A 24,912-nucleotide genomic window follows, 5' to 3' on the forward strand; every position below is an offset into this window, starting at 1 on the left:
ACTTGCATGTATTAGGCACGCCGCCAGCGTTCGTCCTGAGCCAGGATCAAACTCTCAATAAAAGTTTGGTTCTGACTCGAATCGATCTTCATCTATCACTCGTTTAGTTTTCAAGGATCAATGGTGCGATCAACAGGACTCGAACCTGTGACCCCCACCATGTCAAGGTGGTGCTCTACCAACTGAGCTATGACCGCATATTGGTTGCGGGGACAGGACTTGAACCTGCGACCTTCGGGTTATGAGCCCGACGAGCTGCCAACTGCTCCACCCCGCGACGTTATTTACTTGGTAGCAAGAAAAAAACTGGTGAGCCATGAAGGACTTGAACCTTCGACACCCTGATTAAAAGTCAGGTGCTCTACCAACTGAGCTAATGGCTCGTACATGGTGGAGAGAGAAGGATTCGAACCTTCGAAGCTTACGCAACGGATTTACAGTCCGCCCCATTTGGCCACTTTGGTACCTCTCCAAGAATCAAATGTTCGTGTGTTTCGTTCCGTCCACCGTGTGTCTCTCGCGGCAACAAGAGTTATCTTACCACGCCTCCCGCCATCACTCAACAAACCTCACCAAACAAAATTCGACAAAAACGCCCCCTTACAACCCACCAGCCAGCCGACTGTCGCGCATCCTCCGTTATCCTACCTCATCACCTCTCAAGATGTTCAAAATTTTGGCAGGAGTTCACGCCCAACCCCGTCGCAAAACAACCCCCCTCATGATACGGTAGTAGTAGATCAAGTTTCCCAATTGGAGGCGAAATGAAATGATCTCCTACGATGTTCGTTGTTTTATCTGCCGTCAAATGTTCAGTGTCGTCGAAGGAACTCCTCAATACAAACTCGTCAAACGCAACATGGACGGCCGCCACTCGTGTGAAGACTGCCGCAAGTTAATTGAACTCGATGCCCAACGCCAGTCCGGGATGACCCCCGAATTGTTTGCCGCACTTGAGCAACTCGAACTGGAAGAGCGTTTGAGCAAGTATAGCGATATGAAGGATATTCTCAACTTCCCCAAGTCTCCCAAAGACCAAGACACTCCACCTTCTGAGTCAAAAGTCTACTAGGTGCACAAAATCCGTCCCGCACGCATGTACTACTAAGGAGTGATGCCACAAGGAGGGACGGACTTGCAAACTTACATCACTACGATAACGAAATGGATCGTGGCCTTCCTCATCATCTTCCTTCTGCTGATGCTCCTCGCCTTCACGTTCCTCTACAAGAAAAAAAGCGACACCCCATCCCCTACAACTCCCCGCATCGCCTACCGGTAGGCCACAAAATATCCCCGCGCTCTGTGGAAGAGGCGGGGATTTTTTTTTGTGGCGAGCGGTATTAGTCACTGACCAGTTCACTATCGAAGTTTTCGTTGATCAACACGGTTTCATTGCATTCCGGGCACAGCACTTCGACAACCTCGTCACTGTCCAAGACGTCTTCGTCAACGAACACGTTCTCGCCGCAATTCGGACAGTTCATCTCGATGTATTCGATCGCACTGTCCTCAGATTCGTCGTAGTCATCGAGATCGAGGTCTTCGTCGTACTCATCGCCATCATCGAGAAGCAATGCGTCGAGATCCTCATCGTACTCGTCGTAGAATTCGTTCTCGAGATCGGTGAGGTCATCGTCGACCGCCTCTATGTACTCTGTCAGGTGCGATTGCGTCATCTCCAAGTTGTCCAGCGAACGGGACATCACCTGCAGGACTTCCATCATTTCGACGAGTACGCGCCCTTCCGGCGAGTTCTGCCCGACGTTCAGCCCTTCAGCCAAACCTCGCAAATATGCCAAACGTTCTTTTACACCTTTCATCGTACACTCCTCCTGTCTAGGCCGCATTCCACAAAAGACAGTGTGACCTAGCCGGAGGAAAATTATCCCCGCACACCCCACAGAATTAATCCGACGCCGCCCATAACAATGATCATCCGCCAAAACTCCAGTTTGTCCGCCATGCCAATCAAGCCAAGTGTCGTCACCAAGATCAAGACGGTCGGCCCCACCAGTGCGAGACCAGCGTTGATCATCACCGCTTTTTGAACCGTTCCAAAGTACAGCATCAACAACGCGGCGGACACTTCAATCAACCCGGATAAGAGCCGCAACCCCGCCATCCCATTGACAATCGAGTCTTTCAACATCGCGATCCATCCTCTCCCTAGTTGTCCTACTTATACCTATGCCACCGCCCCCATTGTGCATGTCCTTGCAAGAAAAAAACCCCGCTGGTTGCTCGCGGGGTTTTTTCGACGTATTGAATTACGCGCGGGATACGTATGCGTTGTTGCGGGTGTCGATGATGAGCTTTTCGCCTTGTTCGATGAAAAGCGGAACGGAGACGACAGCACCGGTTTCCATGACAGCGTTCTTGGAGCCGCCCTGTGCGGTGTCGCCTTTGATGCCCGGTTCGGTCTCTGCTACGGTGAGAACAACGGTGTTCGGAAGTTCAACGCCGATGGCTTGCTCTTCGTAGATCATGACGGAGCATTCCATGTTCTCAAGCAGGTACTTGGTTTCATCTTCGAGCATCGCAGCCGGAACTTGGAGTTGTTCGAACGACTCGTTGTCCATGAAGGTGAAGTATTCACCGTCGGTGTAGAGGTATTGCATCTTGCGGGTTTCGACGCGTGCGCGTTCCATTTTCTCGCCTGCGCGGAAGGTGGTTTCACGAACTGCACCGGAACGGATGTTTTTCAGCTTCGCACGGACGAACGCTGCGCCCTTGCCCGGTTTTACGTGCAAGAACTCGAGGACGCGCCACAGGCCGCCATCCCATTCAATGGTTACGCCAGGACGAAGATCATTGGAAGAAATACTCATTTCGAAAAATGCCTCCTATATAGTCACAAAATGATTACTGCTCGAGGATCAACAGTTCTTTGGTGGATTTGGTGAGTACTTCGTTGCCGTTGTCGGTGATGACGATGTCATCCTCGATACGTACACCGCCCCACTCCGGCAGGTAGATGCCCGGCTCGACCGTTACGACCATGCCCGGTTCCAACACCATATCGCCACGCAATTGCGACAGCGACGGCATCTCGTGAACGAGCATGCCCAGACCGTGTCCAAGCGAATGACCGAAGTTGTCGCCGTATCCCTTGGCTGCGATGATGTCGCGCGCCAGTGAATCCGCTTCCTTGCCGGTCATCCCGGCTTTGATGTTTGCGACGGCGTGGAGTTGGGCTTGCAACACAGTGTCGTATATCTCACGCTGCTTGTCCGAAGGTTGACCCAGTACCACGGTACGGGTCAGGTCGGAGCAATACCCTTGATAGTATGCACCAAAATCCATTTTTACAAAATCGCCCTTCTCGATCACCTTGTCGCTCGCACGTCCATGCGGGAGTGCCGAGCGATGACCGGAAGCCACGATGATGTCAAACGAGGAAGAATCAGCCCCGGCTTTGCGCATGAAGGTTTCCAACTCCAGCGCAACCTGACGTTCGGTCAGGCCGGGTTTCAGGTACGTAAGGATGTGGGCGAAGGCATCGTCCGCCACTTTTGCAGCGGCGCGGAGGATCTCCAATTCGCTTTCGTCCTTGTAGAGACGCAACTCCTCGACCAGACCTGCTGCCGGGACGAGTTCAACCCCTTCGAACGTTTGGTCAAAGGCGCGGTGTTGCGCGTAGGTCACAAAGTCGCTTTCGAAGCCGAGTCGCTTGATACCTTTCGACTTCATCAACTCAAATACGGTGGTATTCGGGTTGGCACCGTTCGGGTATTCCACGATGGTGCAATGCGGGCATTGCGCCTCTGCTTGTTGGGTGTAGCGGAAGTCGGTGAGAAACACCGCTTGATCTTGGGTTACCAGCAGCACACCAGCCGAGCCGGTAAAGCCGCTGAGGTAGCGACGGTTTTCCGGACGGAGCACGATCATCGCATCAAGGCCTTGCTTGTCCATCAACGCACGCGTACGAGTCAGTCGTTGTTCCACGCTTACTTCCTCCCTGTGTCTTCGGTCAACAGACCTCGTTTGGCGAAATCTTCAAGCAGTGCATGGAACCCCAGCGTGTATCCGATCGCACCCAAGCCGGAGATCTGACCCATGCAGACCGGGGCAAGCATCGAACGATGGCGAAACTCTTCGCGCGCATGGATGTTCGAGAGGTGAACTTCAATGGTCGGTATACGAATGCCGGAAACGCAATCGCGCAGGGCGACGCTGGTGTGGGTGTACCCGCCTGGATTGAAGAGAATACCGTGGGTATTGCCCATCGCCGCTTGGAGTCGGTCGATCAGGGCTCCTTCGTGGTTCGACTGGTAGCAGTCGATCTCAACGCCGAATTCCTGAGCCAACGCGGTGAGATCGCGGTTGATCTGCTCGAGCGTGGTCCGGCCGTACACTTCCGGCTCTCGGGTGCCGAGCAGATTGAGGTTGGGACCGTGTAAGACAAGTAGTTTTGCCATAGGGATAACCTCCCAAAAAGTCCAAGTCTCATTGTATCAGAAAATGATGGTATTGAAAACGGGGTGCGATTCCATTATACAAGATTCCAGAGTACAATACAGGAAAGGTTTTCTAGAGGAGTGTGAGAGTGGGATGTCTAGGAGTCAGAAAACGCACGTTACGTTGGTGCGACATGGAGAGACGGTTTGGAACAAGGAATTTCGGTTGCAGGGGTCACAAGATATCCCGTTGTCCGAAGTAGGGTTGGCGCAGGCAGAAGCTGTAGCTCTTCATTTAAAGGAGGAGCCGTTTGATGTGGTGTACTCGTCTCACCTGTCCCGTGCTCATACCACGGCGGAGGCTTTGGCGAAAGCTGTAGGTGTGGAGCATCATGTACGCGAGAGCTTGATGGAGCGCTCTTATGGCGAGCTTGAGGGGTGGACTCGTGATGAAATCCTCGCGAAGTACCCTGACTTTTGGGGTCCGGGGAAAAAATACCCTGTTCCGGGGTTGGAGACGTTCGAAGAACTGGCTGAGCGGGCTTCGAAGACGATCCATGAGATTGTGGCTGAGCATGAAGGGCGGAATGTGCTGATTGTGAGCCACGGGGGGACGATCAACGCTTTCCTTCATTCGATTTCGGGTGGTGAGTTTGGGGCGGGGGTCAATAAGTTGGGGAATACCAGTGTGACTCGCGTGGTTTGGAATGAAGATGGGAGTTGGAGTGTTGTGGAGGTGGGGAGAACAGATCACTTGCCCGAGGAATAGTGGTGGGCCGGGGGTCGGGGGCATGTTACGCCGCTCCGGTAGAACTTTTCTTCTTTTGAATTAGTAAAGTCGTTCAAAGGGTAGAAAAAAGCTTCTAAAGTCGCAGCTACACATGCCCCCTCCCCCCTTTCACCTCATCTCCACCTTCCACCGCCTTAATGATCTACATCTTAAAAAACGGGTTTGGCCATCGGCCACCACCCAACCCCGCCCACGAAAAAAGAGAGTGCCACATCGGCACTCTCTTTCTCATTTCATCAGCCTACCCCTCAAAGGTATAGCGCAGGATCGGGCTACGCGCAGCCGTCGTCTCATCCAAACGGTTAACTTTGGTGTTGTACGGTGCGTTTTTGACGAGGTCCGGGGTCTCTACGGCTTCGATTGCGATCTTGATCATGGTGTCGCAGAAGTCGTCGAGGGTCCCTTTGTTCTCGGTTTCGGTCGGTTCGATCATGATCGATTCTTCGACGTTCAACGGGAAGTAGATGGTCGGCGGATGGACGCCGAAGTCGAGCAATCGCTTCGCGATGTCGAGGGTCTTCACGCCGTGTTCTTTTTTGAAGCGACGGCCGCTGAGGACGAATTCGTGCTTGCAAATTTGGTCGTACGCGACATCGTAGTGCTCAGAGAGTCGCTTCATCATGTAGTTGGCGTTGAGGACTGCATCCTCCGTGACGCGCTTGAGACCGTCCGGACCCATGGTGCGGATGTAGGAGTACGCACGGACGTTGATGCCGAAGTTGCCCCAGAAGCCTTTGACTTTGCCGATGGATTGCGGGCGGTTCCAGTTGAGGAAGTATTCTTCGGTCTTGTCGTTGTACTCAACACGCGGTTTCGGGAGGAACGGGATCAGGTCGGACTTGACACCGACCGGACCGGAACCCGGGCCACCGCCGCCGTGCGGGGTCGTGAAGGTCTTGTGCAGGTTCAAGTGAACCACGTCAAAGCCCATGTCGCCCGGACGTGCATAGCCGAGGATCGCATTCGCATTCGCTCCATCGTAGTAGAGCAAACCGCCCGCTTCGTGGACGATTTCGGCGATTTCGATGATTTGGTCTTCGAACAGACCGAGGGTCGACGGGTTGGTCAGCATCAACGCTGCCGTGTCGGAGTTGACCGCTTGACGGAGCGCTTCGAGGTCAACGCCGCCGCGTTCATTGGACTTGACCGTAACCGTACGGTAGCCTGCAACGGTTGCAGACGCCGGGTTGGTACCATGCGCAGTGTCCGGAACGATGACGGTGGTGCGTTTTTCGTTGCGCGCTTCGTGGTAGGCACGAATCATCATGAGACCCGTCCACTCGCCGTGTGCGCCCGCTGCCGGTTGGAGCGAGACTTCGTCCATGCCGGTGATTTCTGCGAGCTCCGTTTGCAAGTTGAACATGAGTTCCAGTGCGCCTTGGACCGAGGAGGCCGGTTGGAGCGGATGGATGGAAGCAAAGCCCGGGATGCGCGCCATTTTTTCGTTGCGCTTCGGGTTGTATTTCATGGTGCAAGAGCCGAGCGGGTAGAAACCGTCGTCTACACCGTGGTTGCGCTTGGACAGCTCGGTGAAGTGACGCACGAGGTCCAACTCCGCGAGTTCCGGCAGGTTCGCCGGGGTCTTGCGGATGTAGTCCGCGGGAATCAGGTCTTCGACCGGAATTTCTTCGACGTCCAGTTCCGGGAGGGAATAGGAGACGCGGCCGGGGACGGAGAGTTCGAAGATGAGGGCTTTATCGTTTTCTTGACGCATTACAGGATCGCCTCCAGTCGTTCCACAAGCAGGTCAATGTCTTCCTTGGTGCGTAGTTCGGTGACCGCGAGCAGCATGCAGTTTTCGAACTCCGGATAGGTGGAGCCGAGGTCGTAGCCGCCGACGATGCCGGATTCCAGCAATTGGCGGTTCACGTAGGAGATGTCTGCATCAAGCTTGATTGCAAATTCGTTGAAGAACGGAGACGTGAACAGACCTTGCACGTTCGGGAGCGCCGTCAGACGCTTGTACGCGTAGTGCGCTTTTTGCAAGTTCAGTTTGGCTACGTCTTGCATGCCTTGCTTGCCCATGTACGAAACGTAAACGGTCGCCGCCAATGCATTCAATGCTTGGTTGGAGCAGATGTTCGAAGTCGCTTTTTCACGACGGATGTGCTGCTCACGAGCTTGCAAGGTCAGGACGAACGCACGACGGCCGTCGATGTCGGTGGTTTGACCGACGACACGACCCGGGATTCGGCGCATCTGTTCCTTGGTCGTCGCCAACATGCCGAGGTACGGACCGCCAAAGGAGATCGCGTTCCCCAATGCTTGACCTTCACCCACGACGATATCCGCGCCGCAAGCGCCCGGCGATTCGAGGAGACCCATGGCAACCGGGTTGACCGAAACGACGAACAGCGCTTTTTGGTTGTGGGCGATGTCTGCCAACTTGCGCAGGTCTTCGATCCCGCCAAAGAAGTTCGGGTATTGGACGAAAACACCCGCGATGGTGTCATCGAGTTTGGCTGCGAGGTCGTTCAGGTCCACGAGCCCGTTTTCGACGCCCACTTCTTCGACTTCGATGTTTTGGCCGTAGCCGTAGGTTTTCAGAACTTCACGGTATTCCGGGTTGACGGAACGCGCAACGAGAACTTTGTTGCGGCGGGTCGCAGCGCACGCCATGAACGCCGCTTCCCCAAATGCAGTCGGGCCGTCGTACAAGGATGCGTTGGAAACGTCCATGCCGGTCAGTTCGCAGACGATCGTCTGGTATTCGAAGATCGCTTGCAGAACGCCCTGGGAAATTTCCGGTTGGTACGGAGTATAAGCGGTGAAGAACTCCGAGCGCGAAATGATCGCGTCGACGACCGACGGGACGTAGTGCTGGTACGCACCTGCGCCGAGGAAGTTCAAGTTGTCTTCGAGGTTGTCGTTCTTGCCTGCCAGTTGGTTGAAGTATCGGTTGAGTTCCATCTCCGACAAACGCTTCGGCAGGTTCAATTCGCGCTTGAAGCGCGCTGTGTCCGGGATATCGGCGAACAGGGCTTCCACAGAATCGACGCCGAGGACGTCGAGCATGGCTTTGCGGTCTGCTTCCGTGTTCGGAAGGTAGCTGTACTTGTTCAAGGTTGTGCCTCCTCTGCTTACTTCTGACGCTTGTAGAACGGAGTTTTGACGATCACGGCTTTGACCGGCTTGTTGCGGATGATCACGTCGATCTCTTGACCGATCGTCGCGAATTGGACGTCTATCAGGCCGAGGCCGATGTTTTTCTTGACGGTCGGGCCCATCGTGCCCGTGGTGGTTTCGCCGATTTTTTGACCGTCGACTTGGATTTCGTAATGGGTGCGCGGGATGCCGCGTTCGGTCATTTCAAAGCCGACCAGTTTGCGCGCGACGCCCTCTTCTTTTTGTTTCGCAAGGGCTTCACGACCGATGAAGTCGCCCTTGTCAAGCTTGACGAAAAAGCCAAGTCCCGCTTCAAGCGGCGAGATGTCTGCGGAGATTTCTTGGCCGTACAGCGGCAGACGCGCTTCAAAACGCAGGGTGTCGCGCGCGCCGAGTCCGATCGGGAGCACGCCTTGTTCTTTGCCTGCCGCGAGGATGGAATCCCACAGTTTCGCTACGTCCTTCGCGTCACAGTAGAGTTCGAAACCGTCTTCGCCGGTGTACCCAGTGCGGGAAACGAGGCAAGAAACGCCCGCAACGTCCACGTTTTCGGCAAACCAGTAGTATTTGATCTCAGAGAGGTCGGTGGTGGTCATGTTCTGCAGAACTTGTTCTGCGATTGGGCCTTGCAGCGCCAGTTGCGCGATGTCGGCGGAACGGTTTTCAATCGAAACGTCGCCGAATTGGTGCGACTTCATCCAGTCGAAATCCTTCTCGATGTTCGCTGCGTTGACGACGAGCAAGTAGTTGCCGTCCCCTTTTTTGTAGACCAGAAGGTCATCGACGCAACCGCCGTTTTCAAAGCACATCGGCGAGTAAAGCGCTTGGCCGTTCGCCAATTTGGACGCATCGTTGGTGATCAGATTCTGGATGTTCGCAAGCGCATCCGGGCCTTGGATCGTGATCTCGCCCATGTGCGAAACGTCGAACAAACCTGCACGCTCGCGCACCGCTTCGTGCTCGTCGAGAATGCCCGCATACTGAACCGGCAACGCCCAACCGCCGAAATCGATGATCTTGCCGCCGTAGTTCGGATAGACCTCGAACAGCGGTGTTTTCTTCAGATGATCCACACCTATTCCTCCTAAGCTGTAATGAGCAACAAAAAAAGGAGACACGACGGCCTGTTAGGCCCCGGTCTCCTCTGTCCCTTTAACCTGAGAGTTACCTCCGCTTCAAAAAAATGCAAGCAAAGTTACCCCTTGGGTGGCCGCAAACAGGCGGCACTCTCCAGAGATGCGTCCCACGACGGTCCTGAAGCCTGAGAGATTCGCATGGCGTCCTGGGATAGGACCCGCGCTTGCTCCTTCGGCGTTACAACATCTGGTAAAAACCGAACGTTGTAAACTCTCCCGTCAGCGATCATTCGCATTATTCTGTTCCTTGCCCCTATTTTACCATAGGATTTCTTTCTTTGGAGCCCGCTTCGAAAAATTTTCCCTCGCTAGGGTCATACTATCCCTTACAATCCTATGCTGCGGAGGTGGACCCAATTGGAGAAGACGGACTTTATGCCGAACATGGAGTGGGAGGACGCGTTGTTCGACCAGTTTCAAGCGCGTATGAAATCGAACGAATGGGCGACCTGGGACCTGTTTCGTCTCGCGTATGAAGCGGAACGCTCTCGGGTCGTACCGAACTTCGACCAGTTGATCTGCCTGCAACAACTCCCGGAAGTCACGCCCTACCCGCACCAAATCGAAACGGCCAAGAAAGTCCTCAACGAGTTGCACGGCCGCGCCATCCTCGCCGACGAAGTCGGTCTCGGCAAAACGATCGAAGCCGGCCTCATCCTCAAGGAATACCTGATCCGCGGTCTCGTCAAAAAAATTCTCATCCTCGTCCCCTCCTCCCTGGTCATCCAATGGGTGCGAGAACTCAACGAGAAATTCAAAATCCCCGCCATCCGTCAAAAAAACGGCTACTCGTGGGAGGACTGCGACATCGTCGTCTCCTCCATCGACACCGTCAAGCGCGAACCGCACCGCGAAATCGTCTTGCGGCAAGAGTACGACCTCGTCATCGTCGACGAAGCACACAAACTCAAGAACAAGAAATCCAAGAACTACGAGATGGTCAACAACCTGCGAAAAAAATACCTGCTCCTGCTCACCGCCACCCCTGTGCAAAACGACATGAAGGAGCTCTACAACCTGATCACCCTGCTCAAACCGGGTCAACTCGGTTCACAAAACGACTACTCCTCGATGTTCATGGAGAGCAAACGCACACCGAAAAACCGCCAAGAATTAAAAAACGCCCTCTCCGACGTCATGATCCGCAACAAACGCTCCGAAGGCGGCGTCCAGTTCACCAAACGCAACGTGCAATCCCTGCTGTTGGACCTCTACCCCGAAGAACGCGAACTCTACGAGAGTGTCACCGATTTTATCAAGGAGCAATACACCAAGATGCGCGAGGAAGGCAAAGGCAACTTCCTGCAACTGATCACCTTGCAACGGCAAATCTGCTCCTCCCCCTACGCCGCGCTCGTTTCGCTCAAAAACATGAAAGAAAGCGAAAAAACACCCTCCGACATCCGAGGCCGTGTCGAAGAACTGTACCAGATGGCGGAAAAAATCCCCGCCTACAAGAAAATCGACAAACTCATCGAGTTGATCAAAACGATGGACGACAAAGTGATCATCTTCACCGAGTACCGCGCCACCCAAGACTTCATCCTGTACATGCTCCAACAACACGGAATTCGAGCGGTCATCTTCCGCGGCGGTTTCAAGCGGAACAAAAAAGACTGGATGACCGAACTGTTCAAGAGCCGCTTCCAAGTCTTGGTCGCAACCGAAGCTGGCGGCGAAGGAATCAATTTGCAGTTCTGCAACCAACTCGTCAACTTCGATTTGCCGTGGAACCCGATGCGACTCGAACAGCGAATCGGGCGTGTCCATCGCTTGGGTCAACAGCGCGACGTCCAAATCTACAACCTCTCGACCCGCGACACGATCGAGGAGCACATCGTCTCACTGCTGGAAGAGAAAATAAACATGTTCGAGATGGTCATCGGCGAACTCGACCTCATCCTCGGCAACTTAAAAGTCGGACGCAAGCTCGACAACGAGATGATGGATCTGTTCATGCGCAACGCAAGCCGCGATGAGATGAAAACCAAACTGGACGAACTCGGCGAAGAAATGGTCCGAGCGTCCGAAGTCATGCGCTAACTTCAAGAGGAGGAGGTGAAGGAGAGTGCAAAATCAAGAGGAGATTCAGGACTTTTGCAGACGGTACTTCGAGGCGGTTCAAGCGCCGATCCTGCGGGATGAGCCGAACTTTTTGGAAGTGGAACTGCCCCGCGATGTGGACAAAGAACTGATCGACCGCCCCTACCACTGGATGATGGTCGAGACGATCTACCAAGACTACCCGAACACGATCAAACACCTGATTTTCGAACCCACCGTGGAAAAAGAGGACGTGCAACGCCCCGAATACCTGACATTCGGAAGCTTGTTCCTCAGCAAAATGATCGATTCCACGAAAAAGCGCGGCAGTTGTACGCTTGGCTATCAGCGCACTGGCTTGCAAACCGGCGCGAGGTTGACGCCCGTTTTGATGATGACCTGCAAAATTTCCTATGTGGCGGACCGATGCCGAGATGAAATCGTGACCTATGGCGTGCATCTCGGCACAGGGGACGTGTACACAGACTTTTACGAACAGGTCGTCGGGCTGGACTTCTCTCCAGAACCTCCGCCGCCCTCGCAATTGGTGCATGTCGAGTCACCGAAACTTACGGTGAAGCAAGGCTACAAGAAAATTCGCGATCTCGTGCAAAAAGAAATTCTGGCGATGGACCACACCTGGGCCGAGGAAGCGGAGGAACACCTCGCCCGCGAACGGGAACAACTTCAAACCTACTACCAATCCCTCGGACTGGTGAACGCAGACTCGACCGCCCCCGACGAAGAGAAATTGACCAAAGCCAAGCTCTACGAAGGCGAACTTGAGATGCGCCTCGATGAACTGCAAAAGCGCTGTGCCCCCCGCATCAAGATCGAACCCTACCAATTCGCCCTGCTCTACCTCGCAAATCGATAGGAAAAGGAAAACTCCCTACGGCATCGCCGTGGGAGTTTTTTGTACGGGAACAGCGGCGACCGGGAAGTCGCTGTGGATGTAGATCGGTTGGCGTTGCTCGTCGCTTAGAGCGAAGGGATCGGTAACCGCGAGGAAGGTTGTGGTGGGGGTGAGATCAAGTATTTGTTGGAGATTGAGCGTGACGTAGAGCTTGTCCGGGATCGCGTCATAGACCAGTTGGGTCGGATTCGCGACAGCCTGTTTCTTGGCGAACTCTTGCAACGGAATCACTCCCGTCCTCTGGTCGCCGAGCTTCATCTTGCCGTACAGACCCGTCGCATACACCGCATCGTCATCGCCTGAGACCGTTGCGGGAAGTGGATGCACCTGTGCGGACACTTCCCCTTTTTCCAAAGCGGGGATGGTGTCCGGCACGCGGTTGAGCAGTTCACCGTTCGGAAGTTCTTCGCCGGTCAGGAGATTGAACAATTGCGGTCCCTGCTCCCCTTGCACGTAGGCCAGTTGCAACGACGGTCCGCCGTAGAGATAGCCGTTGGGGATCGCGTGTACATTTGCGGGCAGTTCCGGCACCGGACGATGGCTGAATTCGTACACGGCTTGTCCGTCCGGAGTGGTCACGAGATATCCGAGCGACGTCCCGCCTGCCTGCACGTTCCAGAGCACGGCGTTGCGTTCTCCGTCGCGGTTGTTCAAATTGCGTACCGCTTCCACCCCGGCCTCACGCCAATCTGCAAACCCGGGCACGCCGGCCAAAGACAACACCAACGGCCGCACGTCCAACTTGGAATCAACCGGAACAATCGACACGGTCATTTCATCCATCGCCCGTTGCTCATCCAACACGGACAACGCAGGTTGCACGTTGGGCGTTGCGAACGTTCCCGTCACCACAGACGACCCTACCATACACACGGTGATCATACACGCACTCCAAACCAACTTCCTCATTCGCTGACACATCCTCTCGCTGAGACCGGCTTGTCCGTTACTTGGTGTCTCTAATGGTAGCCGAAACTCTCTGCAATGTTTGTTAGAACCTGTCAACGAGATTGAAGTTTTTTCCGACAAAAAAAGCGACCCTCCCGCAGGAGCGTCGCTTTTTGTCCAACAATAAGACCTATTTCGGTGCAGCGCCGGTTGCTTCGATCATTTTACGAACCGGATCGAAGTTCTTGTCGTCGCCCGCTACGAGGCCGTCGAAGTTGTAGATATCCATACCGATTTTCTTACCTTCGTCGGTGGACATGATTTTCTTGAACGCGTCCGCGACTTTGGTTTTGAAGTCAGCCGGAAGGTCCGGGCGGATCGAAACGGTGTCGTTCGGGATCGGCTCGGAAGTTGCGAAGATTTCGAGCTTGTCTTTCGCATCCGGAGTGGTTTTCGCGATGGTTTGGTCGATTGCAGCGTCAAAGACGGTTGCAACATCGACGTCGCCACGGTACAGCGCCATCAGCGCTTTGTCATGGCCGCCGGACATAACGCCGGAGATATCGGTGTCCGGGTTGAGGCCTGCGTTTTTGATCATAACAACCGGGTAGAGGTAACCTGCAGCAGATGCACCGTCAACGAAGGCAACTTTCTTGCCTTTGATGTCTTTGACGTCCTTGATGGTCGCGTCGCCTTTTTTCTTGACGAAGACGGACTTGTAGGACGCAGAGCCTTGACGGGAAGTTTGCAACAAGAGATCAGCAGCTTTCTTCTTATCGTGAGCAAATACGTAGTTGATCGGGTTCAGGAAGCCGACGTCGACTTTCTTCGCAGCCATACCTTCAACGAGTGCGTTGAAGTTCGTGGTTACGGTTACTTCGACCGGAATTCCCAGTTCTTTGGAGAGCAGTTCGCCCATCGGCTTTGCTTTTGCTTGCAGGGTTTCTGCGTTTTGGGACGGAATGAAACCAACAACGAGTTTCTCCGGAGCTTTTTCAGCCGGTTTAGCAGTGTTGTCGCCGGTAGATTTGTTCGTGTCGTCCTTAGAACCACAACCTACGAATGCAGTAGCAGCCAGTGCAAAGGTGAGACCCATTACTACGGATTTCTTAAACATTGTTTTTCCCCCGATGAAATGAAGATTTTGACTAATTCCAAGAGTAAGTATAGCACATTCAACGACGAAGTATATATTCTTTTTTTGTAGTTTTTGTAATTAGACGTCGAACTATGTCTAAAAAAACCTACAAATGCTTGGTACTATGTGGAGACGATGGAGCGGGCTTGAGTTTGCGCACGCGCTGCATCTCGACTTCCAGTTCCGCATGAGCGCTTTGCAACGCATTGAGCTGTTCCGTTTTTTTCTCAACGAGCAATTCCAGCACGGAGTGCATCTTGCTGTAGTCCTTTTTGACCTGTGCTGCGGAGTAGAGCTTGTGCAAGTCTTCAATCTCAACGTGCAGGACTTGGGCTTTTTTTAACTCGTCATGGAATTTCAGGAGGTTCTTCTGCGATTGGGAACGCTCTGCGTTGTTCATCGACCGGGCACGATGTCGAAGCTCGCTCGTGGAGTTTTTCAACGCTCTCATGATCTTGTGCAGGTCACCGTCCAGCTTGGTGATTTTCTGTTGCTCCGCTGACAGTTGCTGGGTCGTGGGAGCCGCAAAAGCCGGCGGGACAGCTGCTGATACAAAAAAAGCCGCCGCAGTGAGACTGGCGGCGACAAAGCGCATGCTCTTCTTCATCGTCCTCACCTCTTGCGAGGTAGTCTACCCACGAACTACCTGCCGGATGCATCGAGGATGTCCATCTGCGTCAAGCGATAATCGCGTCCGGCCAAGCGTCCGATGCGGGTCATCTGGATGATTCGCGAGATCAACGCATCAACGGTGCGCGTCTGATCACGGAACGTCTGGTAGACGACCGGCGGTTCATAGTTCGAGGTGAAGAGGGTGGGCAAATGATTGGAGAATCTGTAGTTGATGATGCGGAACATTTTGTCGAGCGTGAATTCGTTCGCCCGCTCTTGGGCGAATTCGTCGATGGCGAGAACCGGCACGGTGCAATACTTTTCAATGACCGTCTCCATGTCCTTGCCCGCTCCGACGCTCATGCGCAACTTGTCGAAGATGTTGTCTGCATGGACGAAGATATTCGGAATCTTGCGCTCGTCGAGGCGGTTGCAGATCGCAAGCATGAGATGCGTCTTGCCCACGCCCGGCGGACCGAAGATGTAGAGACCTTTGAACGGTGCATCGGCCGTTTGCTGGTGGTTTTGTTGCATGGCGAACCCGCGTTGCAACTCTTGGCGAGCCGGTGTATAGCAATCCGCAAATTCAAGCGCTGCGGCGTACAGTTCCGGGAACTTTCGCGCTTGTTCGGCCGGGAACGTGTCAAAACGGAATCGCTTGTCGGCCGAACTCTTCTGCGCGTACTCGTTCAAGCTATCGATCTGTTTGCGTTCCACCCAGTTTTGATATTGCGGGCAATGCGTGGTGCGGATGGTCAATTGTTCGTTGTACATTTCAAGATAATCGTACAACCCTTGCCCGTCGCCGTCTTTGCCGCAACTCTCATAGCCTTGGCAGGCGCCGCAGATGCTGTCTTGCTTGATCTGGTCGAGCAGGAGGATGGCACCGCGCTGAATCGCTTTGTCGCTTACGTCCATCGCTCGCAATTGCGGGATGCGTTCACGGAAAAAGTCCGGGGTGTATTGACTTCGGCTCTGAAATTGTCGGGTAAAAGGAAGCGTCGATCCGATATGGTCCATTCCGCTCCTCCTCCTCTCTACGATACACTGTTATGTTTACATAATAGCACGAATCCGCGACGGCTTACAAAACATGTACCCCGTTCGTCTCGGGCTTGAGCTGGAGAATTCGCGTTGCCACGCCCATCTGCGCAAACGTTCTCCGCATCGCGTCGCCAACCGCCATCCCCCGATCTGTCGTCAACGCAAGCAGAGACGGACCCGACCCGGAGATGGCAACGGCAAACGCGCCGGCGTCCTTCGCCGCTCGTGCTGCTTCCACTCCCCCCTTGATTAACGGGAAGCGATACGGTTCATGAAGGGAGTCCTGCATGGCATCGGCGAACACCCGCTGAATCAGCGCGAGGTCTCCGCTTGCCATCGCGGCCGTCAGAAGGCTTGCGTTGCGCACATTCTGGGTGGCATCGCGAAAGGGAACGTGTGCAGGCAATGCGCGTCTGGCCGTCCCGGTCGAAAGCATATAGCCCGGCACAGCCACGACACAAGTCAGCCCTGCAGGCGGAGTCAGGCGCAACGTATGCAGGCGCGGCAAGGTGCCTTTTTGCGAATCAAACAGACCGCTGGCGACGAAGCCTCCGTAAATCGCAGGAGCGACGTTGTCCGGATGCCCTTCGATCTCAACGGCGAGTCGCAACAGCTCGTCACGATCAAATTCGCGTCCGTCGAGCAACGAGGCGGCACAGAGACCGCTGACGATCGCAGTCGCGCTGGAACCAAGGCCCCGCGTGACGGGAATTTCATTGTAGATGTGCAGTCGCACGCCCGGTGCCTGTCGTCCGCGCGCAGAAAAATAACGGGCAAACCCGCGATACGCGAGGTTGTAGTCGGGCACGCGAGGCACGTCTTCAACGCCCTCTCCCGAAACTTCGATGCGTACAGAGCGGTTCGGACGCTCTTCAAACTCCAAAATGTTGTAGAGCGAGAGCGACATCCCGAACACGTCAAAGCCCGGTCCCAGGTTCGCCGTCGTCGCCGGCACCCGAATTCTCACGCTCATGCAGTTCGGTCCTCCTATGAGTAGCCGACGATCTCCGCTTTGCGGACACCGTGCATCTTCTGAAGGTTATCGGTCAAGTCATCGAGCGAGCCGCTCAAGTTCTTGACATCCACCGTCATCGTCAGGTGGGCTGCTTGGCTCATCGGAATGCCTTGGTTGATCGTGATGATGTTGCCGCCCGTCTGGGCGATGGCGTTGAGCACCGAGGAGAGAATTCCTTGGCGGTGTTCGAGAATCAGCGACAGGGTGATCAGGCGACCTTGTCCTTCCTCTTCGTACAAAAAGACCAGATCGCGGTATTTATAAAAAGCGGAGCGGGAGAGCCCGACTTCATTGACCGCTTCATGAACGGTATTTGCTTCGCCGCGTGCTAGCATGTCCTTGACTTGAACGGTCTTGACCATCGCTTCCGGCATGATGTCTTCCGCGACGAGGAAGAATTTACGTCGTTTCGTGTTCATCGGGACGACCCACCCCTTTCCTATAGTTCTCTGTATCTCGAATATACTCCATCTGTGGTGGACAGTATACCCCCTAAAAAGAAAAGACCCTCCGAACAGCTTGTGCGGAGGGTCTCTTTTTCAGAGATTAAACGGTCTGTGCTTGGTATTCGCGACGGCGTTGCACGTTCGGGGTGACAGCCGGTTTGATCTGTACGGAACGTTCGACGTAGATCTGGTGCCAGAGCAAGAACATCAGCACGGTCCAGACTTTGCGCGCGTTGTCGCGGATGCCTTTTTTGTGCTCCTCAAGCAAGTTCAAGACATATTGCTTGTTGATCAGGTGGTCGACGTTCGACGAAGCGATCAACTCACGAGCCCAGTTGTAATGCTCGTTGCGAAGCCATTGACGGGTCGGGATCGGGAAGCCGAGCTTCGGACGTTCTGCCACTTCGCGCGGCAGGATGTCTTTGACAGCTTCACGCAGGACGTATTTGGTGGTGCCGTTCATGAGACGGTATTGCATCGGGATCTTGGATGCGAACTCGAACACCTCTTTGTCGAGGAACGGGACACGCAGTTCGAGCGAGTTCGCCATCGTCATCTTGTCCGCTTTCATGAGGATGTCGCCCGGCAACCACGTATGGAAGTCGATGTATTGCATCTGCGTCACCGGGTCGTAGTTCGACGCACGGTCGTAGTACGGCTGCGTGATGTCGAGGTAACGGCGCAGGTTCATCTCTTCCGGGTTGAGGCGGACGAATTCTTCCTTCATTTGTTCACCGAAAATGAACGCGTTGCCGACGAAACGCTCCGGCAGCGTCTTGGAACCGCGCATGAGGAACGAACGGCCCTTCATGCCTTCCGGGAGTGCCGAGGCCATGCTGCCAAGCGAGCGGCGCAGAGAGAGCGGCAGGTAGTCGAACATTTTGAGCGAAAGCGGTTCGCGGTAGATCGTGTAGCCGCCAAACACTTCGTCCGCCCCTTCGCCGGAGAGAACGACGGTGATGAACTGGCTCGCCAATTCACCCACAAAGTACAGCCCGATCGCCGACGGGTCTGCAATCGGCTCGTCTTGGTGGAACATCAGTTTCGGCAGCGCATCCAAGTATTGCGACGCGGAGATCAGCACGTCACGATGCTCCGTGCCGAGAATCTTCGCCGTCTCGCGGGCATAGTTCAATTCCGATTGACCGCCTGCGCCTTCGAAACCGACGGTGAAGGTCTTGACCTGCTCCATTTCTTTGAGCAGTGCGACGATGGTCGAAGAGTCAACGCCGGACGAGAGGAACGCCCCGCGCGGCACGTCGGAGTTCATGTGCGCTCGGACGGAGTTGCGAATGATCTCGCGGGTGCCTTCGATGTAGTAGGAGATCGGACGCTGTTCTTCTTCGAACTTGAGGTCCCAATAGCGTTCGATCTTGTATTTGCCGTCTTTGATCACCATGAAGTGAGCCGCCGGCAATTTGTGAATGCCCTTGAACATCGTCAGCGGGTCGGGCGCGTATTGGAAGGTCAGGTAGTTCCAGAACGATTCCGGGTTGACGTCGCGACGAACCCCCGGATGCTCAAGCAACGACTTGATTTCCGAGCCCCAGATCAGCGCGTCTTGGGTTTCGGTGTAATAGCAAGGCTTGATCCCGAAGTGGTCGCGCGCAATCATCACTTGACGGTTCTTGGAATCATAAATGGCAAAGCAGAACATGCCGCGCAAATCCTTGACGCAATCAACGCCCTTCTCTTCGTAGAGATGAACGATCACTTCGGTGTCGGAGTCGGTCTTAAATTGATGTCCGCGCGAGACGAGGCCGCGACGAATTTCTTGGTAGTTGTAGATCTCCCCGTTGAACGAGATCCAGACGGTGCCGTCCTCGTTGCAGAGCGGCTGGTGGCCGCCTTCCAAGTCGATAATCGAGAGACGACGGAAGCCGAGGCCGATGTTGTCCTGCAGGTGAACGCCCATGTCATCCGGACCGCGGTGAACGATCTGATCGCTCATCGCCTCCAGCACATTCTGATCTACCGGATGCCCGGTCTTGTTGAACAAACCTACGATGCCACACATCTCTATGTAAAACCTCACTTTCGTCCATCCAAAGGTGTGTCGAACAAAAAACTACTTTGCTAGTGTACCCCCACTCATTGTGCCCGTCAATGTTAAGAGGCAGACAGTTTCATGATGATTTCGCCGACAATCCCGTCCACACTCCTACCCGTGGTGTCGAGCGTCACATGAGCAAAATCATAGAGTCCCGCACGAGCTTCTTGCAGTTGAATCACTCGCTGTCTCAGATCGTCCGACTGCAAAAGCGGCCGGTTCGGATCGCCACTCACTCTGGAGACGATCTCCTCGACGGTGGCGGCGAGGCAGACGACGAAGCCGCTTTTTCCCATCAACTCCCGGTTACCAGGCGCCAGTACCGCGCCGCCGCCCGTTGTGATCACAGCATGGGCACTCTCGGACAACTCAAGCAGCACTTCACTCTCGACCCGACGGAAGTACGCTTCCCCGTTTGTAGCGAAGATTTCCGGGATGGTCCTGCCCTCCCGCTTCACAATCTCATGGTCGATGTCAAAAAGCGGCAGTTGCAACTCCCGCGCCAAAGATTCGCCCACGGTGGTCTTGCCTGTCCCCATGAACCCGATGAGAAAAATTCGCTCCGCCATAGGTATTCGCTCCCGTTCTTGTCTTTTGGTCTCATCGTATCCCCCTTGGGCAAACAGGTCAACGGAAATGTACGAAACGAGACCAAATAAAAAGGCACGCCTTCGTTTGAAGAGGTGCCGATTTAATCAAATTTTCACACGGAAAATTCCGTCTTTTTACTGACAGGAGAGTTTTCGACTCTATAGTCGGTTGTTCCTCAACAACCGACAGAATCTCGTATCGACTGTCGAAAGAAATCAGTAGAATACAGCGACGTATTTGCATATAATCCAATATGTTATCACTTGTTTTGACTTATCCGTGCAGAAGTGGGGGAACGCCATGAGCCACACGCAAAAGCTGGTTGGGAAAATAGAAGGGTTGCGCGCGGAAATGATACGCGTGGCAGAACGTGCCGAGAACCTGCACGATCCGCAAGTTGTCGCGATCAGCCAACAGCTGGATCAATTGATCCTACGCATGCAACTCCTCAGCCAACGTCCCCCACAGTCAGAACGTTCTTGCTGTCCTGAGTGACAGGCAATTCCACTTCCACGGAAGTTCCTTCTCCCAAGAGACTTTTGAAGCGAATGTCGCCTTGATGGTCCTTGATGATCTTGTACGAAACCATCAAACCAAGCCCCGTTCCCCGCTCCTTGGTCGTATAGAACGGCTCCCCCAATTTTGGAATCCGATCCGGATGAATCCCACACCCATCGTCCATCACCCGTATCCTCACCAACTCGTTCCCGCCCTGCTCCGTCGTGATTCGCAACGTACCGCCGTCGGGCATTGCCTCGATGGCGTTTTTCATGACGTTGATGAAGACTTGCTTGAGACGGTTGGTTTCGCACGTGATCGTCGGCAGATTCTCGGCAAACTCTGTGACGATCTGCACATTGTTGATGATTGCCTGCGTTTCCAAGAGAGCTAAAATATCGCTGAGCAATTCGTGTACGTCTGTCTTGACGAACTTGACCGCTTGGGGTTTGGCGAGCACGAGGAACTCGTTCATGATGAATTCGATTCGGTCGAGCTCAGAGAGCATAATTTCAATGTAATGGTTGTAGTCATGGAGACGGTTTTTCATAAGTTGGGCAAACCCTTTGATCGACGTCAGCGGGTTGCGAATTTCGTGTGCAACTCCGGCTGCGAGTTGACCAACGACTGCCAACTTGTCCGATTTGCGCAAAAGTTCCTCCGTGCGGCGACGCTCGGTGTTGTCGCGCGCGATGACGACGAGGCCGATGACGTCGTTTTTGACATCGATGACCGGCATGATCTGCACGTCAAGCCACACGTAATGTCCCAAAGCATGACGTTGACGGAATTCACGGCGCACCGGCTCTCGAGTTGCGTAGAGCTCTTCGAGACTGTCCATCATCGTATCGTAATCATCCGGGTGGATGTGATCGAAGTTGTTGATTCCTACATAATCCTCCGCGGTCAATCCGAAAATTCCCTTCACGCGAGGCGAAACGTACTGAATGATAAACTCGCTGTCATAGAGTGCGATGATGTCCGACGTGTTGTCCATGATCAGTCGATAGCGAACTTCGATCTCGCGGAGAGTGGCTTCCGCTTGCTTGCGCTCGGTGATGTCGCGCCCAATACCTGCCAACGCCACACGATTGCCGTGTGCATCGCGGATCACCGAGACGGTGATGGAAACATCAAACACGCTGCCGTCCTTGCGCATACGCACCGTTTCATAGTCGGTGAGGTGCCCGACTTTATCGAGTTGGTGGTTCAACATGCCAAGTTCGTCCTTGCGCTCCGACGGCACGAGGTTTTGGAAAGGTTGTCCGACGATTTCTTCGGCCGACCACCCATAGATCTCCTCGAAGGCGCCGTTCACCTTGCGGACGATCCCTTGGTTGTCGATTAGGTAGATCGCATCGGTGGTGCTGGAGAAAAACGATTGCAACAGCTCTTTGGTTTCGGCGAACTCTTCTTGGACATGCACTTCCTCGGTAATGTCCTTTGCAATGCCATAGATGCCGACAATCATGTCATCGACCAGAATCGGGATGTTCGTGACTTCGAGCAGAATGTGATGTCCGTCGCGATGTACAATCCAGCAACGGTAGTTCTGAGCTTCACCTTGAACGGCAAGTTTGAAATGGTCTTGCACGCGTTGTTGATCTTGGGGGGCGATAAACTGGTTGAAGGATTGGTGCAGGGCTTCGTCCAGCGAGTATCCGGAAACTCTGACACAGGTCGCATTTGCTTCAATAAAATTGCCGTTGAGGTCGCAAGAGAACACGAGATCCGGGTGCGTGTTAAAGAGAGAACTATAGCGTTGCTCACTCTCATCGAAGATCCGCTTGGTCAGATTGCGTTCCCGCACCCTCGCATCTTGCGTGTCTTCTATATACTCGCTGAACTTCTCCTCGCTTTCTTGCAGGGCGGCTTTCAGTTGTTCGATTTTCACTGTCTGCCGCGCAAGCAGGCCATATGCAACCAGCCCGGAACCCAAGCCAAAAATGATCTCCGGGATCAGATGCAACCCTGACAGGAAAGTCTCTTCTCCAATCAAGATCCACAGCGTCACTTCATGGAACAGAACCACGCCTGCTCCCCAGATGATCATGTACAAGGCCAGAGATCGGAACGGTACCATACGCGTTTTCAGGACTTTTCCGTTGTTGAGATTTTCGCTCATTCCCTAAAGCCCCCTCAAACAGATAAAAGTGTTAGTTCAACTATCCAATATTTATGATGGCTCGTCAATGTTTGGAAGGAAAACTAACGGTCTTTTTCCATATTCTTTTCGATCGACCCACCCGCCCTATGCTTTCCAAGGACAGGTTGCCGCCGCCAAAGTCGATGAGGGTGACGGAGTATGTACCGGGACCGCACGGCAAGTTTTGCAAAGAGCCGCGCCACGAAGGGTCGCTTGCCAGTTGCATTTCGGCGTGTAGCAACCCGGCTTCTGCGAGAGCGTCTGCTTGTTCCGAGGTGATGAGGTCTTCTGTCATGCGCAGGTCCTTGGTGGTCAAGGTCAGCAAGGAACCGAGCAAGAGGAGTGCAAGGGTGAGGACGGCGAATGGGAGGGCAATTTTCACGGCAAGCTCCCCCTCCCGATCAGAACTTCACTGATATCGAGCGAGGTTCGACCTGCTTGCGTTCGAAGCTGGAGTGCGAGGGTCGGATACGATGCGTTGGGGCTGAGCGTACACGTAAATCTGGTGACCCTTGCTCCGATGATCGTGCTGCCGACGCCCTGCTCGACGCGTTGGAGGAGGTTGGTTCGCAGGTTGAGTTGGTATTGGATCAAATGGTCGTGTGCGTCTTGAAAAGACAAGCCGTCACTCAGGGCACTAAAATTGTGCCCCGCCCTCACCTCTCCTTCCACTTTGCGCAGAACGGCCAGCGCCTGTTCACGTGCCTCCAAACGTTCAACTTCCCGCGTGTAGGTTTGGACCGTGAAAAGCAATCCGCCCGCGATGACCGGCAGCAACAATCCCCAGATTGTCAGCGCGAGAAGGAGTTCGAGCAACGTGAGACCTTGGTTGTCCTGCCAGATTTTTTTACCGATAGAGAGCGGCCCAGTTTTGGACAAAGGGATGGCCTCCTTCTTGCCAGGTGTACGTCAAGTTGATCTTCGTCAACCCGCTGGTCGGGTCAAAACTGACAACGGTCGTCTCTGTGACTGGAACGGCCGTTGAAAGCTGACTCGTTACATCGCGGAGCGACGTGCCGATTGGCAGAGGGTTCTGAATACGGGCTTGTTCAAGTGTTGAAAGGGCAAGACGTGAGATGACGAGGTGTAGTTGCGCCCGTCGTTCCTGAGCAGCGGAAGCCTGCCAGAGTTCGACGGCGAGCAGGAGAGCCAAGGAGAGCAGAAAAAGGGCGAGCAAGGTTTCGAGGAGGACGAAGCCTTGCTCGTTTTGCTTTTTCAAGATCATGGGTGAACACCTTCGTAGACAACCGTCCCCGACATGAGCATGACGTTGATGTCCGCTCCCTCGCGCTGTTTGTTCACGAGGCGCACTTGCCCTCCTCCGCCGGTCAAAGTGCCGGTTGGATCGAAACGAAGAGTCGAAACGGACGGTTCGAGATACCCGTTGAGATAATTGATATTGTCGGGCAGTTTGACGATCCCCGCTCCTTGGCCGTTGATCGACAATTGGTACTGCGGTTTGAAACGGTACAGCCAGATCTCTTGGACATCTCCGTGCGACCAGGACGCCATTTGGTTGCTTCGAACTTCGCTTACAAATTGACGGGCAGAACTGTCCAGTTCATGATGCTGAAACAATCGCTTGAGGCTTGGAAGTGTCATGGCGAAAAAAATCGAGAGGATGGCGAGCGTGGTGAGCAGTTCGAGGATCGTAAAGCCTTGTTGGGAGAGGTCGTTCGTGGCAGGCTTTGAGGAGGTCATAGACCGAGGGCTCCGTGTTTGCTGCAATCTACAGTCGCAGAGCTTTTGTCTGGCGAGAGAGTGATGTGATAGGTGCCGCCTAAGGGGCAAGAAGGCAATGTTTGCAAGTAGCCTTGTGTCACCAACTGTTGGAGGCGATCCGTATCGGTCAGGCCGTTGGGATAGCCGTGTTCTGTGAGGTAGTACGTTTCCAATTGGGCGCGAATGAGGCGCTGGTTGCCTTCACACGTCACTTTTTGTGCCCGATCCCCTGTGCCGCGCAAGTTGGGCAAGGTGATCGCAATCAAGATGGAGATGACGAAGATCGTGACGGCCAGTTCGATCAGCGTGAAGCCGCGTTGGTCGCGCCGTAGGAAGCGAAGCGTTTTTTTCATGAGTTTCCTTCCTCTCTTG

The 24,912-nt window shown here is 54.3% G+C and carries 28 protein-coding genes, 4 tRNA genes, 1 rRNA gene and 2 riboswitches; of the genes, 6 read left to right on the forward strand and 27 right to left on the reverse strand.

The window, feature by feature from the left end; all coding sequences use genetic code 11:
- The 5 genes from JJB07_RS10105 to JJB07_RS10125 form a co-directional block, all read right to left on the reverse strand.
- Window positions 1–62, reverse strand: a 16S ribosomal RNA gene (locus JJB07_RS10105); the annotation flags it as partial.
- 59 nt (window positions 63–121) lie between these two features.
- Window positions 122–197 (reverse strand) — tRNA-Val (locus JJB07_RS10110).
- 4 nt (window positions 198–201) lie between these two features.
- A tRNA-Met gene (locus tag JJB07_RS10115) sits at window positions 202–277 on the reverse strand.
- 30 nt (window positions 278–307) lie between these two features.
- Window positions 308–383, reverse strand: a tRNA-Lys gene (locus JJB07_RS10120).
- 5 nt (window positions 384–388) lie between these two features.
- Window positions 389–472, reverse strand: a tRNA-Tyr gene (locus JJB07_RS10125).
- 297 nt (window positions 473–769) lie between these two features.
- On the opposite strand from JJB07_RS10125, the gene JJB07_RS10130 reads away from it, so the two are divergent.
- Window positions 770–1,072, forward strand: a complete 303-nt coding sequence (locus JJB07_RS10130; RefSeq protein ID WP_201634544.1) for a hypothetical protein — start codon at window positions 770–772, stop codon at window positions 1,070–1,072.
- A 63-nt stretch (window positions 1,073–1,135) separates the two neighbouring features.
- Window positions 1,136–1,282 (forward strand): hypothetical protein, encoded by a 147-nt coding sequence (locus JJB07_RS10135; RefSeq protein WP_201634547.1) that lies wholly within the window; start codon window positions 1,136–1,138, stop codon window positions 1,280–1,282.
- Window positions 1,283–1,343: 61 nt separating this feature from the next.
- On the opposite strand, the gene JJB07_RS10140 is transcribed toward JJB07_RS10135, so the two are convergent.
- The 5 genes from JJB07_RS10140 to aroQ form a co-directional block, all read right to left on the reverse strand.
- A complete protein-coding gene (locus tag JJB07_RS10140) occupies window positions 1,344–1,823 on the reverse strand; it encodes a CD1247 N-terminal domain-containing protein (protein ID WP_201634550.1) in 480 nt (159 codons plus the stop codon).
- 62 nt (window positions 1,824–1,885) lie between these two features.
- On the reverse strand, window positions 1,886–2,152 hold the full coding sequence (locus JJB07_RS10145; RefSeq protein WP_201634552.1) for a YqhV family protein: 267 nt from the start codon (window positions 2,150–2,152) through the stop codon (window positions 1,886–1,888).
- 118 nt (window positions 2,153–2,270) lie between these two features.
- A complete protein-coding gene (efp, locus tag JJB07_RS10150) occupies window positions 2,271–2,831 on the reverse strand; it encodes an elongation factor P (RefSeq protein ID WP_201634555.1) in 561 nt (186 codons plus the stop codon).
- A gap of 34 nt (window positions 2,832–2,865) precedes the next feature.
- Window positions 2,866–3,948: a M24 family metallopeptidase gene (locus JJB07_RS10155; protein WP_201634558.1), complete on the reverse strand. Its 1,083-nt coding sequence runs from the start codon at window positions 3,946–3,948 to the stop codon at window positions 2,866–2,868.
- A gap of 2 nt (window positions 3,949–3,950) precedes the next feature.
- On the reverse strand, window positions 3,951–4,421 hold the full coding sequence (gene aroQ / locus JJB07_RS10160; protein WP_201634561.1) for a type II 3-dehydroquinate dehydratase: 471 nt from the start codon (window positions 4,419–4,421) through the stop codon (window positions 3,951–3,953).
- Between the two features lie 133 nt (window positions 4,422–4,554).
- Here aroQ and JJB07_RS10165 point away from each other — a divergent pair, with 133 nt between their 5' ends.
- On the forward strand, window positions 4,555–5,169 hold the full coding sequence (locus tag JJB07_RS10165; RefSeq protein ID WP_201634564.1) for a histidine phosphatase family protein: 615 nt from the start codon (window positions 4,555–4,557) through the stop codon (window positions 5,167–5,169).
- Between the two features lie 262 nt (window positions 5,170–5,431).
- Here the strand turns inward: JJB07_RS10165 and gcvPB are convergent, their stop codons facing one another.
- From gcvPB to gcvT, 3 genes are all read right to left on the reverse strand, one after another.
- Entirely contained in the window at window positions 5,432–6,904 is a 1,473-nt protein-coding gene (gene gcvPB / locus JJB07_RS10170) for an aminomethyl-transferring glycine dehydrogenase subunit GcvPB (RefSeq protein WP_201634567.1), read from the reverse strand.
- Window positions 6,904–8,205 carry an aminomethyl-transferring glycine dehydrogenase subunit GcvPA gene (gcvPA, locus tag JJB07_RS10175; RefSeq protein ID WP_236588027.1) on the reverse strand — a complete coding sequence of 434 codons (1,302 nt, stop codon included), beginning with the start codon at window positions 8,203–8,205 and terminating at the stop codon, window positions 6,904–6,906. Before gcvPA ends, gcvPB begins: the two co-directional genes overlap by 1 nt.
- A gap of 65 nt (window positions 8,206–8,270) precedes the next feature.
- Window positions 8,271–9,368, reverse strand: a complete 1,098-nt coding sequence (gcvT, locus tag JJB07_RS10180) for a glycine cleavage system aminomethyltransferase GcvT (RefSeq protein ID WP_201634573.1) — start codon at window positions 9,366–9,368, stop codon at window positions 8,271–8,273.
- 69 nt (window positions 9,369–9,437) lie between these two features.
- Window positions 9,438–9,531: riboswitch (glycine riboswitch) on the reverse strand.
- Window positions 9,532–9,534: 3 nt separating this feature from the next.
- A riboswitch (glycine riboswitch) is annotated at window positions 9,535–9,660 on the reverse strand.
- Window positions 9,661–9,806: 146 nt separating this feature from the next.
- Between gcvT and JJB07_RS10185 the strand changes: the two genes are divergently transcribed.
- Together JJB07_RS10185 and JJB07_RS10190 are read left to right on the forward strand one after the other, a co-directional pair.
- Entirely contained in the window at window positions 9,807–11,474 is a 1,668-nt protein-coding gene (locus tag JJB07_RS10185; protein WP_201635551.1) for a DEAD/DEAH box helicase, read from the forward strand.
- 25 nt (window positions 11,475–11,499) lie between these two features.
- Entirely contained in the window at window positions 11,500–12,351 is an 852-nt protein-coding gene (locus JJB07_RS10190) for a YqhG family protein (protein WP_201634576.1), read from the forward strand.
- 15 nt (window positions 12,352–12,366) lie between these two features.
- On the opposite strand, the gene JJB07_RS10195 is transcribed toward JJB07_RS10190, so the two are convergent.
- The 8 genes from JJB07_RS10195 to JJB07_RS10230 all read right to left on the reverse strand — a co-directional run bounded on the left by JJB07_RS10195 (window position 12,367) and on the right by JJB07_RS10230 (window position 20,152).
- Complete coding sequence (locus tag JJB07_RS10195) at window positions 12,367–13,299, reverse strand: hypothetical protein (protein WP_201634579.1); 933 nt, start codon at window positions 13,297–13,299, stop codon at window positions 12,367–12,369.
- A 169-nt stretch (window positions 13,300–13,468) separates the two neighbouring features.
- On the reverse strand, window positions 13,469–14,395 hold the full coding sequence (locus tag JJB07_RS10200) for a phosphate/phosphite/phosphonate ABC transporter substrate-binding protein (protein ID WP_201634582.1): 927 nt from the start codon (window positions 14,393–14,395) through the stop codon (window positions 13,469–13,471).
- 127 nt (window positions 14,396–14,522) lie between these two features.
- On the reverse strand, window positions 14,523–15,023 hold the full coding sequence (locus JJB07_RS10205; RefSeq protein WP_201634585.1) for a hypothetical protein: 501 nt from the start codon (window positions 15,021–15,023) through the stop codon (window positions 14,523–14,525).
- A gap of 35 nt (window positions 15,024–15,058) precedes the next feature.
- Window positions 15,059–16,048 (reverse strand): AFG1/ZapE family ATPase, encoded by a 990-nt coding sequence (zapE, locus tag JJB07_RS10210; protein WP_201634588.1) that lies wholly within the window; start codon window positions 16,046–16,048, stop codon window positions 15,059–15,061.
- 64 nt (window positions 16,049–16,112) lie between these two features.
- On the reverse strand, window positions 16,113–17,045 hold the full coding sequence (gene thrB / locus JJB07_RS10215) for a homoserine kinase (RefSeq protein WP_201634591.1): 933 nt from the start codon (window positions 17,043–17,045) through the stop codon (window positions 16,113–16,115).
- Between the two features lie 14 nt (window positions 17,046–17,059).
- On the reverse strand, window positions 17,060–17,506 hold the full coding sequence (locus tag JJB07_RS10220; RefSeq protein WP_201634594.1) for an ACT domain-containing protein: 447 nt from the start codon (window positions 17,504–17,506) through the stop codon (window positions 17,060–17,062).
- 127 nt (window positions 17,507–17,633) lie between these two features.
- Window positions 17,634–19,550, reverse strand: a complete 1,917-nt coding sequence (gene asnB, locus JJB07_RS10225) for an asparagine synthase (glutamine-hydrolyzing) (RefSeq protein WP_201634597.1) — start codon at window positions 19,548–19,550, stop codon at window positions 17,634–17,636.
- 92 nt (window positions 19,551–19,642) lie between these two features.
- Complete coding sequence (locus tag JJB07_RS10230) at window positions 19,643–20,152, reverse strand: shikimate kinase (protein ID WP_201634600.1); 510 nt, start codon at window positions 20,150–20,152, stop codon at window positions 19,643–19,645.
- 322 nt (window positions 20,153–20,474) lie between these two features.
- On the opposite strand from JJB07_RS10230, the gene JJB07_RS24510 reads away from it, so the two are divergent.
- On the forward strand, window positions 20,475–20,669 hold the full coding sequence (locus JJB07_RS24510) for a Spo0E family sporulation regulatory protein-aspartic acid phosphatase (protein WP_201634603.1): 195 nt from the start codon (window positions 20,475–20,477) through the stop codon (window positions 20,667–20,669).
- On the opposite strand, the gene JJB07_RS10240 is transcribed toward JJB07_RS24510, so the two are convergent.
- The 6 genes from JJB07_RS10240 to JJB07_RS10265 form a co-directional block, all read right to left on the reverse strand.
- On the reverse strand, window positions 20,623–22,797 hold the full coding sequence (locus JJB07_RS10240; RefSeq protein ID WP_201634605.1) for a PAS domain S-box protein: 2,175 nt from the start codon (window positions 22,795–22,797) through the stop codon (window positions 20,623–20,625). The two genes, JJB07_RS24510 and JJB07_RS10240, sit on opposite strands and share 47 nt — an antisense overlap.
- A 64-nt stretch (window positions 22,798–22,861) precedes the next feature.
- A complete protein-coding gene (locus tag JJB07_RS10245; RefSeq protein ID WP_201634608.1) occupies window positions 22,862–23,200 on the reverse strand; it encodes a hypothetical protein in 339 nt (112 codons plus the stop codon).
- Complete coding sequence (locus tag JJB07_RS10250) at window positions 23,197–23,697, reverse strand: prepilin-type N-terminal cleavage/methylation domain-containing protein (RefSeq protein ID WP_201634610.1); 501 nt, start codon at window positions 23,695–23,697, stop codon at window positions 23,197–23,199. The genes JJB07_RS10245 and JJB07_RS10250 overlap by 4 nt, the downstream gene beginning before the upstream one ends.
- Window positions 23,666–24,043, reverse strand: coding sequence for a hypothetical protein (locus JJB07_RS10255; protein WP_201634613.1), 378 nt, complete (start codon window positions 24,041–24,043; stop codon window positions 23,666–23,668). Before JJB07_RS10255 ends, JJB07_RS10250 begins: the two co-directional genes overlap by 32 nt.
- Window positions 24,040–24,519, reverse strand: a complete 480-nt coding sequence (locus tag JJB07_RS10260) for a pilus assembly FimT family protein (RefSeq protein WP_201634614.1) — start codon at window positions 24,517–24,519, stop codon at window positions 24,040–24,042. The genes JJB07_RS10255 and JJB07_RS10260 overlap by 4 nt, the downstream gene beginning before the upstream one ends.
- Window positions 24,516–24,893 (reverse strand): competence type IV pilus major pilin ComGC, encoded by a 378-nt coding sequence (locus JJB07_RS10265; protein WP_201634616.1) that lies wholly within the window; start codon window positions 24,891–24,893, stop codon window positions 24,516–24,518. Before JJB07_RS10265 ends, JJB07_RS10260 begins: the two co-directional genes overlap by 4 nt.
- Between the last annotated feature and the right edge of the window lie 19 nt (window positions 24,894–24,912).

Origin of the sequence: Tumebacillus amylolyticus (genome assembly GCF_016722965.1) — a bacterium.
Lineage (GTDB): Bacteria > Bacillota > Bacilli > Tumebacillales > Tumebacillaceae > Tumebacillus > Tumebacillus amylolyticus.